This window comes from Streptomyces sp. NPDC031111, assembly GCF_055570675.1.
On record NZ_JBVIGS010000025.1, the window covers coordinates 25,447 to 37,619 of the forward strand.

13 protein-coding genes are annotated in these 12,173 nt (G+C 71.2%); 4 read left to right on the top strand and 9 right to left on the bottom strand.

Translation table 11 applies throughout. The features are described from left to right. Positions 1 to 15: 15 nt before the first annotated feature. The 5 genes from ACZ470_RS35335 to ACZ470_RS35355 all read right to left on the bottom strand — a co-directional run bounded on the left by ACZ470_RS35335 (position 16) and on the right by ACZ470_RS35355 (position 3,513). Complete coding sequence (locus ACZ470_RS35335; RefSeq protein ID WP_468433994.1) at positions 16 to 594, bottom strand: dihydrofolate reductase family protein; 579 nt, start codon at positions 592 to 594, stop codon at positions 16 to 18. 113 nt (positions 595 to 707) lie between these two features. Further along, positions 708 to 1,787 (bottom strand): sensor histidine kinase, encoded by a 1,080-nt coding sequence (locus ACZ470_RS35340; RefSeq protein WP_468433997.1) that lies wholly within the window; start codon positions 1,785 to 1,787, stop codon positions 708 to 710. Then, positions 1,780 to 2,460, bottom strand: coding sequence for a response regulator transcription factor (locus tag ACZ470_RS35345; protein ID WP_468433998.1), 681 nt, complete (start codon positions 2,458 to 2,460; stop codon positions 1,780 to 1,782). The genes ACZ470_RS35340 and ACZ470_RS35345 overlap by 8 nt, the downstream gene beginning before the upstream one ends. 68 nt (positions 2,461 to 2,528) lie before the next feature. Further along, a complete protein-coding gene (locus tag ACZ470_RS35350) occupies positions 2,529 to 3,233 on the bottom strand; it encodes a VanZ family protein (RefSeq protein WP_468434000.1) in 705 nt (234 codons plus the stop codon). 79 nt (positions 3,234 to 3,312) lie between these two features. Beyond that, on the bottom strand, positions 3,313 to 3,513 hold the full coding sequence (locus tag ACZ470_RS35355) for a type II toxin-antitoxin system VapB family antitoxin (protein ID WP_468434086.1): 201 nt from the start codon (positions 3,511 to 3,513) through the stop codon (positions 3,313 to 3,315). 316 nt (positions 3,514 to 3,829) lie between these two features. Here ACZ470_RS35355 and ACZ470_RS35360 point away from each other — a divergent pair, with 316 nt between their 5' ends. Beyond that, positions 3,830 to 6,043 (top strand): endonuclease, encoded by a 2,214-nt coding sequence (locus ACZ470_RS35360; RefSeq protein ID WP_468434002.1) that lies wholly within the window; start codon positions 3,830 to 3,832, stop codon positions 6,041 to 6,043. Between the two features lie 16 nt (positions 6,044 to 6,059). Here ACZ470_RS35360 and ACZ470_RS35365 read toward each other — a convergent pair whose 3' ends face one another. Further along, positions 6,060 to 6,830, bottom strand: coding sequence for an AfsR/SARP family transcriptional regulator (locus ACZ470_RS35365; RefSeq protein ID WP_468434004.1), 771 nt, complete (start codon positions 6,828 to 6,830; stop codon positions 6,060 to 6,062). A 216-nt stretch (positions 6,831 to 7,046) separates the two neighbouring features. On the opposite strand from ACZ470_RS35365, the gene ACZ470_RS35370 reads away from it, so the two are divergent. Then, positions 7,047 to 8,993 (top strand): S41 family peptidase, encoded by a 1,947-nt coding sequence (locus ACZ470_RS35370; protein ID WP_468434006.1) that lies wholly within the window; start codon positions 7,047 to 7,049, stop codon positions 8,991 to 8,993. A 31-nt stretch (positions 8,994 to 9,024) separates the two neighbouring features. Here the strand turns inward: ACZ470_RS35370 and ACZ470_RS35375 are convergent, their stop codons facing one another. After that, entirely contained in the window at positions 9,025 to 9,612 is a 588-nt protein-coding gene (locus ACZ470_RS35375; RefSeq protein ID WP_468434009.1) for a helix-turn-helix domain-containing protein, read from the bottom strand. 87 nt (positions 9,613 to 9,699) lie between these two features. On the opposite strand from ACZ470_RS35375, the gene ACZ470_RS35380 reads away from it, so the two are divergent. After that, positions 9,700 to 10,326, top strand: coding sequence for a class I SAM-dependent methyltransferase (locus tag ACZ470_RS35380; RefSeq protein WP_468434010.1), 627 nt, complete (start codon positions 9,700 to 9,702; stop codon positions 10,324 to 10,326). A 25-nt stretch (positions 10,327 to 10,351) separates the two neighbouring features. Further along, positions 10,352 to 10,852: a DinB family protein gene (locus ACZ470_RS35385; RefSeq protein ID WP_468434012.1), complete on the top strand. Its 501-nt coding sequence runs from the start codon at positions 10,352 to 10,354 to the stop codon at positions 10,850 to 10,852. A 16-nt stretch (positions 10,853 to 10,868) separates the two neighbouring features. Here ACZ470_RS35385 and ACZ470_RS35390 read toward each other — a convergent pair whose 3' ends face one another. Together ACZ470_RS35390 and ACZ470_RS35395 are read right to left on the bottom strand one after the other, a co-directional pair. After that, positions 10,869 to 11,936 carry a P1 family peptidase gene (locus ACZ470_RS35390; protein WP_468434014.1) on the bottom strand — a complete coding sequence of 356 codons (1,068 nt, stop codon included), beginning with the start codon at positions 11,934 to 11,936 and terminating at the stop codon, positions 10,869 to 10,871. Next, the gene (locus tag ACZ470_RS35395; RefSeq protein ID WP_468434016.1) at positions 11,933 to 12,145 is read right to left on the bottom strand and encodes an MbtH family protein; all 213 of its coding nucleotides are present in this window, start codon (positions 12,143 to 12,145) and stop codon (positions 11,933 to 11,935) included. The genes ACZ470_RS35390 and ACZ470_RS35395 overlap by 4 nt, the downstream gene beginning before the upstream one ends. Positions 12,146 to 12,173: the final 28 nt, after the last annotated feature.

A 12,173-nucleotide genomic window follows, 5' to 3' on the forward strand; every position in this document is an offset into this window, starting at 1 on the left:
GTCGCGTGGCCGGTCTCAGCCGTGCAGGGTGGGCCGGTAGACGAGCTCCTGGATGTGGCCGTCGAGGGTGCGGTGCTCGATCAGTTCGAGGTCGAAGTCGGCCGCGCCCCGGAAGATCGGGTCCAGTCCGGTCCGGCCGGTGATCACGGGGAAGAGTGTCACCTGGACGCGGTCGACCAGACCGGCCCCCATCAGCGCCCGGTTCATCGACAGGCTGCCGTGGGAGCGCAGCGGTACCTCGGACTCCTCCTTGAGCCGGGCGACGACCTCGACGGCGTCACCGCTCACCACGCTCGCGTCCGGCCAGTCGAGGGGGCCTTCCAGGGTGGTCGACACCACCGTGGCCGGCAGGTTCCTCATCCGGGTGACCCATGGGTCACGTACGTCGGACCCCTCGGTGCTCGCGGCCACCATCTCGGCGAACATCCGATAGGTGCGGGCCCCGAAGACCATCCGCTGCTCCTCGCGGTACAGGGCGAGGCGCCGGTCGAGCAGCTCGGGGCCCTGCTTGCCCCAGTAGCCGGTCCAGTCGCCACCGGCGGCGCCGAAGCCGTCGACGCTGGAGAAGACGTCGAAGGTGTAGGTGGTGGTCACGGTGCTCTCCTCGGGTCGATGGGTATGCGTGTGGGTTCCCCGTCCGCTGCGGTGCCTGCGGCACCCGGGGACGTTCTCACTGCAACGGCGTCATCGGAGGAGCCGGACCGGGCCTACGGCGTGCCGGGGAGCCGGACCGTGACGAGGAGGCCGCCGTCGGGGCGGGGGGCGAGGTCGAGGGTGCCGTCGTGGGCGCGGACGACGCTGTGCACGATGGCCAGGCCGAGGCCGACTCCGGCGTGCTCGTCGGTGCGTACGCGTTCCGTTCCGCGCCGGAAGGGTTCGGTGAGGGTCGGTACCAGTTCCGGTGGGAGCGGACGACCCGTGTTCTCGACCCGCACCACACTCGTGTCGCCCCGCGTCCCGGTGTGGACCGTCACGGTGCCGCCGGCGGGCAGATTGTGGACGACGGCGTTCTGGACGAGGTTCGTCACCATCCGCAGCAGCAGCTCGGCGGAGCCGCTGGTCCGTGCCGCTCCGCCGGTGACGTCGAGCGTGATCCCGCGCTGTTCGGCGAGGGGGAGCAGGGTTTCGGCGGCCTCTTCGGCGACGAGGGAGAGATCGACGCTCTCGCGGGTGACGTTCCCGCGGTCGCTGCGGCTGAGCAGGAGAAGGGCCTCGGTGAGATCGATCGCCCGTGTATTGACTCTGTGCAGCCGCTCGATGAGTTCCCCCCGGTCCCGCGTGGGGTCCTTGCGGGCGACGTCGAGGAGTGTCCGTGAGATCGCCAGCGGGGTGCGCAGCTCGTGGGAGGCGTTCGCGGCGAACCTCTGCTGCTCGCCGACGTGGGACTCCAGTTGTTCGAGCATCGCGTCGAACGCGTCGGAGAGTTCACGGAATTCGTCCCGGCGGCCCTTCATTCGGATCCGGTGGGACAGTGATCCGTTCCCGGCCCTCCGTGCCGCGGCCGTGATCCGGGTGAGCGGTGCGAGCATCCGGCCGGCGAGGATCCAACCCCCGACGAGGCCGAACACGAGCAGGAAGGCCATCGCCAGGGCCGCGGCGGGGGCGAAGGTGCGCACGAGGAGGTAGCGGTTGGGTGCGATGCCGAGAAGGCCCTTGGGGCTGTCGGGGACGTAGCGCAGCACGAACAGCCACACGACGGCCAGCAGGAGACCGCCGGCTACGGCGAGGAACCCGGCGTAGCTGAGGGTGAGTTTCAGTCGGACGCTGAGCCCTGGGCTTCTATGCATGGGTACTGACGGGGCCGGTGTCGATGCGGTAGCCCACGCCCGGCACGGTGGCGATGATCCACGGTTCGCCGAGCCGTTTACGGAGGGCGGAGACGGTGATGCGCACGGCGTTGGTGAGGGGGTCGGCGTTCTCGTCCCAGGCCCGCTCCAGCAGTTCTTCGGCGCTGACGACCCCGCCCTCAGCGGCGACGAGGACTTCCAGCACGGCGAACTGTTTGCGGGTGAGGGCGACGTAGCGTCCGTCGCGGAAGACCTCCCGGCGGAACGGGTCGAGCCGCAGGCCCGCGATCTCGCGGACCGGGGGGCGGGCATGCGCGCGTCGGCGGTCGAGCGCCCTGAGCCGCAGCACGAGCTCTCGCAGCTCGAACGGTTTGGTGAGGTAGTCGTCGGCGCCGAGCTCGAAGCCGGACGCCTTGTCGTCGATCCGGTCGGCCGCGGTGAGCATGAGGATCGGCATGCCGCTGCCCGAGGCGACGATGCGCCGGGCGACCTCGTCGCCGGAGGGGCCGGGGATGTCGCGGTCGAGGACCGCGAGGTCGTAGGAGTGGACGCCGAGCAGTTCCAGGGCGGAGTCCCCGTCGCCGGCGATGTCGGCGGCGATCGCCTCCAGCCGCAGGCCGTCACGGACTGCTTCTGCCAGGTAGGGCTCGTCCTCCACGATCAGTACGCGCATGTCCGAAGCCTAAGCAGCACGACGTATCGCCGACGTATGCGGAGACCCGCGCACACCGGACGCACGGCTCAGCTCACCGGTACCGGCGTGGGCGGCGCGGGGTCCGACGGCGCGTCCGCCCCGGTACGCCACCAGCGGCGCGACGCCAGCGCGGCAAGCACGGCGCCGGTGGCGTTGAGGAGTACGTCGTCCACGGAGGACACCCGGTCCAGCCGCAGGACGTACTGGGCGGTTTCGACCAGGATCGAACAGCCCGCCCCGAGCGCCAGGATCCGCGGTACGGAGGCGAGCGCGGCGAACCGTATCGGGGCGAAGAATCCCAGCGCCGCGAAGATCAGCAGGTTGCCCATGATCCCCAACGACCCCATCGTGGGCAGATCCCGCAGCGGCACCAGGCTCACCCGGGCGGGAGCCGTGCCGGGCTCGGCGCCCGGCATCATGGTCAACCACACGAGCGGCACCGTCCCGTGGACCATGCCCACCTCGGCCAGCGACAGCCGCCACGCCGATGTGCCACCGGCGGCCCGGCGCCGGCGCGCCAGCGCCCACACCACCAGCCCGGCCGGCGGCAGCGCGACCAACGTCATGAGCACCACGCCGTTGAACGTGTCGAAGCAGCCGTGCCACCGCCCGGCCATGCATCTCGGGGCGGACATCATCAGCGGCCGCCGCACGACGTACAGGGCGCCCGCCACGCCCAGGACCGCCAGGCCGAGGAACACGATCCCGCGCGTGCGGCGGGGCGGCCCTGACAGGGATGCGTTGTGGCTCATGCCCCCATTGGAGCCGGAGGGCCGTTGCGGCGCCGTATGCGGATTTCGATACGCCCGCGATATACGGAGTCCCGGGCCGTCAGGCTTGCGGCTCCTGCGGTTTGACGTCGAGCTCGCGCAGGTTCTCGTCCCTGAGTTCGGTGCGGGCCTCCGTGCGATGGCCACGGGCGATGTAGTCCCGCACGACCAGTTCGATCGCGTCCTGGGGTGAGCCCACCCCGGCCAGGACCATCACTTCCACCACGAGTTCGGCGTCGAGACTGATATTGACCTTGGCCACCATGCCCCCTCATCACGTCGCCCCCGCACTCTAGCCGCCGAATCGGTCCGTCCCCACCCGGCCCGGGGAGTCCGGGAGTTGGGCCGTCACCGGCGGGCTCCCCCGGGCAACATGAGCGTCCCCTCCTTTGCGCGTACACCACCCGTCTGCAAGCATCGATAACAGGAAGCACTTGACGAACAGCAGCGCGCCGTACACCCTTCCGCGCGCGTTCCCGGCAGAGCCGACGCCCTCCCGGACGCCGTCCCGCCTGCCCCCCAGAAGAACCGTGTCCCAGACACCACCGCCACCATCCGTACAGGCCAGGAGGCGCATCATGGCCACGGCGGAACTCGCTGCCGAACGAGAGTCGGACTATCTGTCACAGCTGACGATGGCCGCGGCACGCTATGCGAACCGAACCGAACGACGGGAGAGGAACCGATCCGTCCTCGCGACGCGCGGTCCGCTGTACGCGGACACACCCGAGCGGGTGGAGAAGCGGCTGGCACGTCTCGGCGCCGACTGGGCCATGGTCCGGGCGATCGAGCGGACGCCGACGACACCCGCCAGCAGCGCGGGAAGCACGCTGCAACTGCCCCCGGAGAGCTTCACCAGCGAAGTGCTGGGACTGGAGCGCATCATCGGGCGCAACAACCTGACCCCCGTCGCGTTCCTGGAGAAGGGCGTCCAGGCCTCCCGCTCGGTCGGCCGCGTCACCATCAGCGGGCCGGGGGGCGGGCACGGCACCGGCTTCATGGTGTCCCCCTCCCTGCTGCTCACCAACAACCACGTACTGCGCGGCCCGGGGGAGGCGAACCGCAGCAAGGTCGCGTTCGCGTTCCAGGACGGCATCGACGGGAGCCCGCTCGTGCCGGCGGTCTTCGAGCTGGATCCGCTCCGGTTCTTCGTCACCGACCGGGCGCTGGACTACAGCCTCGTCGCGGTGGCTCCGCGCGGGACTCAGGGCGAGGCGCTGTCGTCGTTCGGCCGGTTGGTCCTCAGCGAGGCCGAGGGGAAGGTCCTCGTCGGGGAGTTCGTCAACATCATCCAGCATCCCCGGGGCGAGCCCAAGCAGATCGCCCTGCGCGAGAACCAGATCGTCGACGTGCTGGAGCGGTTCCTGCACTACGAGTCCGACACCCGCGAGGGTTCGTCGGGTTCCGCCGTCTTCAACGATCAGTGGGAGGTCGTGGCGCTCCACCACTCGGCGGTCCCGAAGACCGACGCCGAGGGCCGGCCGCTGAGCGTCGACGGCACGGTGTGGCGGCCCGAGATGGGCGAGCAGCAGCTGGCCTGGAGGGCCAACGAAGGGGTGCGGATCAGCCGTGTGCTGCGGGCTCTGCACGAGGTGCCGCTGTCCGGTGAGGCCGCCCGGCTGCGGGACGAGGTGTTCACCACGGGGCTCGCTCCGTCCCCCACGGAGAGCGCCCCCGCCATGCCGTCCATCAACGGTGAGGCCCTCCGGCCCGTGACCGGCGGCCCACCGGCTCCGGCACCGGAACGGACGCGGGTGGCCGACGAGACCGTCGAGCTCACCGTCCCGGTGCGGATCACCGTCGGCTTCGACACCTCCTCGTCCTCGCGGGCCGCGCCCTTCGCCCGGCCCTCCGCGCTCGCACCGCCGCCGGAGACGGCAGTTCAGCCGTCACCGACAGGGCGAGCGGACATCGTGTCCGCGGTGGAGAAGGACGTCGAGGCGGCCCTGGTCCAGCACCGGCTCACGCGGACCCGGCCCTACTACGACCGGACCGCCGACATCGCCGCACGCGACGCGTACTACGCGGGCGTCGACACCGGCGACGGTGACGCGCTGCGCCGCGAGCTGACCGCACTGCTGACGGAGACCCACGAACCCCGCCCCGGGTACAAGCCGATGAGGCTGGTCTACCCGTGGGTCGACCTGCACAAGGACGGCCGGCTGCGCAGCATCTACTCGGGCAAGGGCTTCTCCGCCGAGGAGCTCATACGTGCCGACGCCGCCGTGGCGGAGGCCCGGCTCGCCCTGGTGCAGGAACTGCTGTTGCAGGAGAGCACGGCGGGGCCGGCCGAGTTCCGGGCGGAGTTCGAGGCCCTGGAGGCGTCCCTGCCGTTCAACTGCGAGCACGTGGTGCCGCAGTCGTGGTTCAGGGAGCGCGAGCCGATGCGGGGCGACCTGCACCATCTGTTCGCGTGCGAGGTGGGCTGCAACAGCTTCCGCGGCAACCTCCCCTACGACGACCACCCCGGCTACCCCGACTTCGAGGAAGTGATCCGGGACGCCTGCGGGATGCGCGAGAGCACGGGATTCGAACCGGAGGTCGGCAAGGGCGCGGTCGCCCGCGCCACCCTGTACTTCCTGCTCCGCTACCCGGGCCAGGTCGGCGACGCGGCGCGCGAGTTCCCCGAGGAACGGCTGCCGGTCCTGCTGCGGTGGCACGAGAGCGAGGCGGTCGGCGAGTACGAGCTGCACCGCAACGCGGCCATCGCGGAGATCCAGGGCAACCGGAACCCGCTCATCGACCATCCCGAGTGGGCACGCGACATCGACTTCTCGGGCGTATGGCCCTGAGGCCGCTCACTGAAACTCACTGAAACCATCCTCGAAGGCAGTCACGGCGAGGCAGGTCCCGGCTTCGGGGCCTGCCTCGCCGGGAGAGGTGTTCGGGGAGCATCCGGGCGAACCTTGGCGAGGGCGCGACGCCCAGTTCCTTGTTCAACAACCTGCGGAACGCTTCGTAGTGGCGCACCGCTTCGCTGATGTTGCCCTCCGCGAGGTGTGCCGACACGATGGCCCGATGCGCGCTCTCCCGCAGGGGCTCGGCGCGTACGCCGGCCCAGGCGGCCTCCATCCCCAGGGCCGGGCTGCCCTGCCGTACCAGGGCCTCGGCCAGCGTGTCGAGCGCGTGCAGCCGCAGTTGCCGCAGGCGTTCACGCTCCACCAGCACCCAGTCCTCGTCCCAGCCCGGCAGCAGGTCCTCCCCCGTCAGGAGCTCCAGGGGTGGCAGGCTGGGGCAAGGCGGGGCACGGTCCTCCAGGACGTCGAGCGCGGTTCGTGTGAGGGTGTGGACGTCGACGCGCAGGGCCGGGGCGACCAGCAGTGAGTCGCCGCAGCACCCGATGAGGGGATGATCGCCGCGCGGCAGCTTCCACAAGGCGGTGCGCAGGCTGCCCCGGGCGTGTTCCTCGGTTGCCTCGGGCCACAGCGTTCCGGCCAGGACCGTGCGGGACACCCGGCCGCTCAACCCCATGAATGCCAGCAACCGCTGGGCGTTGCGGCACAGTTCGACGGTCTCGGTGCCGAGTTCCAGCCGGAACTGGCCGAGCAACCGCAGCTGGGCGCCAGGCACCAACCTCATCGCCTCGCTCACCGTGTGTCGCGTGAGCGCACCCTCCGAGGGGGCCGTCAGTACCAGTTTCTGTCCCTCGTCGGCCCTCTGCAACCGCTGTTCTCCGAGCGCGTCCCCGGAGTCGATGACGCCAGGGTGACGGTGCGTTGACAGGGGTTCCGTAGCGTCGGACACGACAGCTGCGTCGATGACGGCCGACGCGGGCTACTGGCACGGAGGAACATCATGACGGACCTCGCCGAAGACCGGACACCCGATTTCATCCGGGACGCCGCGGAACCGGTCCGCTCCCACCTGGCCGCCTCGCTTCCGTTGAGCAGCTTCCTCGAAGGCGCGGGCACGCTGACCCTGGAGGAGCGCCGCCTCATCGTCGATCAGGCACTCGTCCTGCTGGATCAGAACTACGTGCATCTGCCGCTCAAGACGGCGATGCACGCCGTGAACCCTGTCCAGCGCCTACGGGTGCTGCGCGGGCGCCTGGAGCGGCAGACACGGCAGACGATGCCTCCGGAGTGGCTCTTCCACGCCGAGATGTCGGAGATCTTCCACTCGGTCAGGGACCTGCACACCAACTACCTGCTCCCCGAGCCGTTCACGGGCCGGATCGCCTTCCTGCCGTTCCTCGTCGAGCAGTACACCGACGCGCAGGGCCCGCACTTCATGGTCACTCATGTGGCCGAGGGCTTCACCGCGCCCGGTTTCGCACCCGGCGTCGAGATCACCCACTGGAGCGGCATTCCCATCTCGGCGGCCGTGGACCTGAACGCGGCCCGGTTCGCCGGCAGCAACGCTCCCGCCCGGCGCAGCCGCGGCATCCAGTCGCTGACGGTACGGCCGCTGCGCATCCACCTGCCTCCTTTCGAGGAGTGGGTGACGGTCAGCTACATCGACGCCGACGGCACACCGCGTGAGCTGCGCGAGAACTGGCGGATCGTGGAGAACCTGCCGCCCATGGTGGACGCGGACGCGATCAGCACCGCCGCCCTGGCCCAGGGCCTGGACCTGGACGCGGACGAGGCCGGGCGGGCCAAGGTGCTGCTCTTCGCCCCTCGCGTCGTCAGCCAGGAAGAGGCGGTGCGGGCCGACGAACCGGTACCAGGGCTGCGCCGGGGCGAGATCGCCACGACGATGCCCAAGGTGTTCAAGGCCCAGGAGGTGACGACGTCCTCCGGACGGTTCGGCCACATCCGCATCTTCACCTTCAGCGTGGACGACCCGGTGGCGTTCCTCCGGGAGTTCGTGCGGCTTCTCGGGCAACTGCCCCAGAACGGACTCATCGTGGACGTCCGGGACAACGGCGGAGGCCACATCCACGCCGCCGAGTTCGCCCTTCAGGTCCTCACCCCCCGCCGGATCGTCCCCGAGCCGGTGCAGTTCATCAACACTCCGCTCAACCTGCGCATCTGCCGCAGGCACCAGGGCACCTCCGGTCTGAACCTGGGCGCCTGGGTTCCCTCCATGGAGCAGGCCGTCGAGACGGGGGCCACCTTCTCGAGTGCCATCCCCCTCAGCCCCGAGGACGGCGCGAACGCGATCGGGCAGCAGTACTTCGGGCCGGTGGTTCTCATCACCAACGCCCGCTGCTATTCGGCCACCGACATCTTCGCCGCCGGTTTCCAGGACCACCGGATCGGCCCCGTGCTGGGCACCGACGAGAACACCGGCGCCGGCGGGGCCAACGTCTGGACCCACAAACTCCTCTCCGACCTCCTCGCGGGCGACCGGGCGACGCCGTACGCGCCGCTGCCGAAGGGAGCCGGCATGCGGGTGTCCATCCGGCGCACCCTCCGGGTCGGTGCCCTGTCCGGCACTCCCGTGGAGGACCTCGGCGTCGTCCCCGACGAACGGCACCGGATGACCCGCCGGGACCTCCTGGAGGACAACACCGATCTCTTCGACCGGGCGGGCATGCTCCTGAAGGAACGGTTGCCGCACACCGTGTCCGTCACGGACGCGGTTCCGGTCGACGGCTCCCTGAAGCTCAAGGTGAAGGCGGCGAACGTCGATCGCGTGGACGTCTACGTCGACCAGCGGCCGTACTCCTCGGTCGATCTCACCGGCGATCAGGCCGATGTGACGGTCCCCGCCTCCGCGGCGGCGGCTCGGACGGCCCGCCTCGACGGCTACGAGGCCGGCCAGTTGGTCGCCAGCAAGATGGAACGGCTGCCCTGAGAGCACCTCGGGGTCCGCGGAGGATCCGCCCTCACCGCCGGTGGGGGTCGGTGCGCACGTGGGCGCGCACCCCTTGCAGGCCGAAGAGGATGAGGAGTTCCACCACGCCGCCGTCGGCACTGCCCAGCCAGTGCGGCATGGAGGTGTCGAACTCCGCCGCCTCACCGGGCGGCAGGGTCAGGTCGCGCTCGCCGAGCACGAGACGGAGGCGGCCGTTGAGCACGTACAGCCATTCGAAGCCTTCGTGGGTCTGCGGGGTCGGTTCCAGTGGCTCCGGCCGGGCCGGGATGATCATCTTGAACGCGTGCACCCCGCCCGGCCGCCGGGACAGCGGTACGAAGGTCATCCCGAACCGTGTGATCGGCTTGAGGTGGATCCGGGGGTCGCCGGTCCGCGGAGCACCGACGAGGTCGTCCAGCGGCACGTCGTAGGTGCGGGCCAGTGGCAGCAGCAGCTCCAGGGTCGCCCGGCGCTGCCCGCTCTCCAGCCGGGACAGGGTGCTCTCCGACACTCCGGTCGTCGCCGCGAGGTCGGCGAGGGTGATTCCGCGCTCGCGGCGCAGCGCACGGAGCCGTGGTCCCACGGCGTCCAGCACGTCGTCGTCCGTCCTGTGGTCCATCGGGCCACCTTGCCATAACCGCAAGATTCCGTGCCAAGCCGTGACGTGTCTGCCGAGACTGGGGGCCTGCCCACAGAAGGAGTCCTGATGACCAGTACCGATGCGGTCGCGTTCTGGGACGGCGTCCACGCGGCCCGGCCGGCAGCCGGCGGCCCGCGGCCCAATGCCCGTCTCACCGAGACGGTGACCGGCCTGCCGCCCGGTGACGCGCTGGATCTCGGCTGCGGCAACGGCGGCGACGCGCTGTGGCTGGCCCGCCAGGGGTGGCACGTCACCGCCGTCGACATATCGGCCGTGGCGGTGGAGCGGCTCTCCGCCCTCGCCCGGTCGCACGGCCTGGACGAGCGCGTCGACGCCCTGCGGTACGACCTGCACGCGTCGTTCCCGCCCGGCGGCTTCGACCTCGTCTGCGCCCACTACCTGCACACCCCCTTCGACCTGGACCGGGCAGGCGTCCTGCGTTCGGCCGCGCACGCCCTGCGCCCGGGTGGGCGGCTGCTGGTCGTCGACCACGGGTCGACGGCGCCGTGGTCCTGGAACCAGGACCCCGACATCCGGTACCCGAGCCCGCACGAGGTCGCCGCGGGCATCGGTCTGGACGCGTCGGCATGGACGGTCGAGCGGGCCGACGCGCCGCGCCGGATCGCGACCGGGCCGGACGGACAGACCGCCGAGGTCACCGACCACGTCCTCATCGTTCGCCGCGCCTCCTGACTCGCGGCGCAGGAAGGAGAGCACTGTGACCGGCACCCGGCGCCGCGGCCGTCGCGGCGACACACCGCCGCCCCGGACCGGTGGCGGCGAGACCGAGGTCCTGCGCGGCTTCCTCGACTATCTGCGGACATCGGTCGCCGCGAAGGTCGAGGACGCGCCCGAACCGCACGTACGCACAGCCGCGGTGCCGTCGGGCACGAACCTCCTCGGCCTGCTCAACCATCTGACGTTCGTCGAGCGGTCGATGTTCCTCGGGGACACGGTGACCGACTGGCAGGCGACGTTCCGGGCGGCGCCGACGGACAGCGTGGCCGACGTCGTGGCCCGTTACCGGGAGACGGTCGAGCGCGCGAACGACGTGCTGGACCGGTGCGCCGATCCGGAAGCCCCGGTCCCCCGTCCGCGGCCCGGCCGCCCCGCTCCCAGCGTCCGCTGGGCACTCACCCACATGATCGAGGAGACGGGCCGTCACGCGGGCCACGCGGACATCCTCCGCGAACTCCTCGACGGCACGACGGGCCGCTGATCCGCCTCGCCCCGGCTCAGCCCGCCGGGCGCGGCGGGCCGGCGGGCGGCGGTGACAACGCGGGAGCCATGAGGGCGTCGAGCAGACGGTCCGCCGGCAGGGCCCGCACCGTCCGTCCGCCGAAGCCGGTGGTGGTCCTCGCGGCGAGCAGGGAGTTGAGCACCGCCTCCTCGACCGCGTCGAGAACCGCTTCGAAAAGGGGCCCCAGTTCGGCATCGGCCACGGGCACGCCGCCGTCCGGACGGGTGCCGAAGGCCACCGCGTAGTCGCCGCTGCCGTGGTCGTAGGCCGCGCCGGTGCGGGCCAGGGCGAATACCGCGCGCCGCGCCACACGGGTGAGCCGGCGGGCGTCGAGAGGGGCGTCCGTGGCCACCACGATCATGCAGGATCCGGTGTCTCCGCCCGGCGCCGTGTCGTCGGCGTCGAGGCCCATGGCCGCGGGTGTGACGGTGCGTCCCAGAACGCGCAGTGTGCCGCCGAAGTTCGCCTGCACCAGGACGCCCACGGTGCAGCGTCGGCCGCCCAGGGACGGCGTGCGTGAGGAGGTCCCGATACCGGCCTTGAACCCCAGGGCCACCGTACCGGTCCCCGCGCCGACGCAGCCCTCGGCGACCGGCCCGCCGGATGCCGTGTCGAGGGCGGCGCGGACGTGTTCCTCGCGCACGGGCCGTGCGCGGATGTCGGACAGGAGGCCGTCGTTGCACTCCCCCACGACCGGGTTGAGGCTCCGCACCTCCTCGCAGCCGGGCCGTTCCAGCATCCAGCCGACGAGGGCGTCGGCGACGCGGAAGGCGGACAGCGTGGAGGTGAGCAGCACCGGCGTCTCCAGCGTGCCGAGTTCGGCGAGTTGGGTGGTGCCGATGAGCTTTCCGTAGCCGTTGCCGGTGAACACCCCCGCGGGCAGCGGTGTGCGGGGGCCGACGGCGTCGGGGACGACGGCGGTGACGCCGCTGTGCACGTCGGTGGACCGGCGGACGGTGGTGTGGCCGACTCGGACGCCCGGCACGTCGGTGATCGCGTTACGGGGTCCGGTGGCGACGCGTCCGATGACGAGGCCGAGGTCACGGGCCCGGTGGGTGGTCACCCGTCGGTGGACGCCGCCAGGGACCGGGGGCGCAGATCGGTCCAGTGGGCCTCGATGTGGTCCAGGCACGCCTGCCGGGTGTTCTCCTCGAAGACGGTCGTCCATCCTCCGGGGACCTCGGCGAAGGACGGCCAGAGGGAGTACTGGCCCTCGTCGTTCACCAGGACCAGGAAGCGGCCGTCGGCGTCGTCGAAGGGATTGGTGCTCATGTCGAGTGCCTCCCGGGAATGCCAAGTT

Coding starts and splice junctions, on each gene's coding strand:
- ACZ470_RS35340 (WP_468433997.1), bottom strand. CDS start 1,787: ATGCATAGAAGCCCAGGGCTCAGCGTCCGACTGAAACTCACCCTCAGC.
- ACZ470_RS35345 (WP_468433998.1), bottom strand. CDS start 2,460: ATGCGCGTACTGATCGTGGAGGACGAGCCCTACCTGGCAGAAGCAGTC.
- ACZ470_RS35350 (WP_468434000.1), bottom strand. CDS start 3,233: ATGAGCCACAACGCATCCCTGTCAGGGCCGCCCCGCCGCACGCGCGGG.
- ACZ470_RS35360 (WP_468434002.1), top strand. CDS start 3,830: ATGGCCACGGCGGAACTCGCTGCCGAACGAGAGTCGGACTATCTGTCA.
- ACZ470_RS35365 (WP_468434004.1), bottom strand. CDS start 6,830: ATGAGGTTGGTGCCTGGCGCCCAGCTGCGGTTGCTCGGCCAGTTCCGG.
- ACZ470_RS35370 (WP_468434006.1), top strand. CDS start 7,047: ATGACGGACCTCGCCGAAGACCGGACACCCGATTTCATCCGGGACGCC.
- ACZ470_RS35375 (WP_468434009.1), bottom strand. CDS start 9,612: ATGGACCACAGGACGGACGACGACGTGCTGGACGCCGTGGGACCACGG.
- ACZ470_RS35380 (WP_468434010.1), top strand. CDS start 9,700: ATGACCAGTACCGATGCGGTCGCGTTCTGGGACGGCGTCCACGCGGCC.
- ACZ470_RS35395 (WP_468434016.1), bottom strand. CDS start 12,145: ATGAGCACCAATCCCTTCGACGACGCCGACGGCCGCTTCCTGGTCCTG.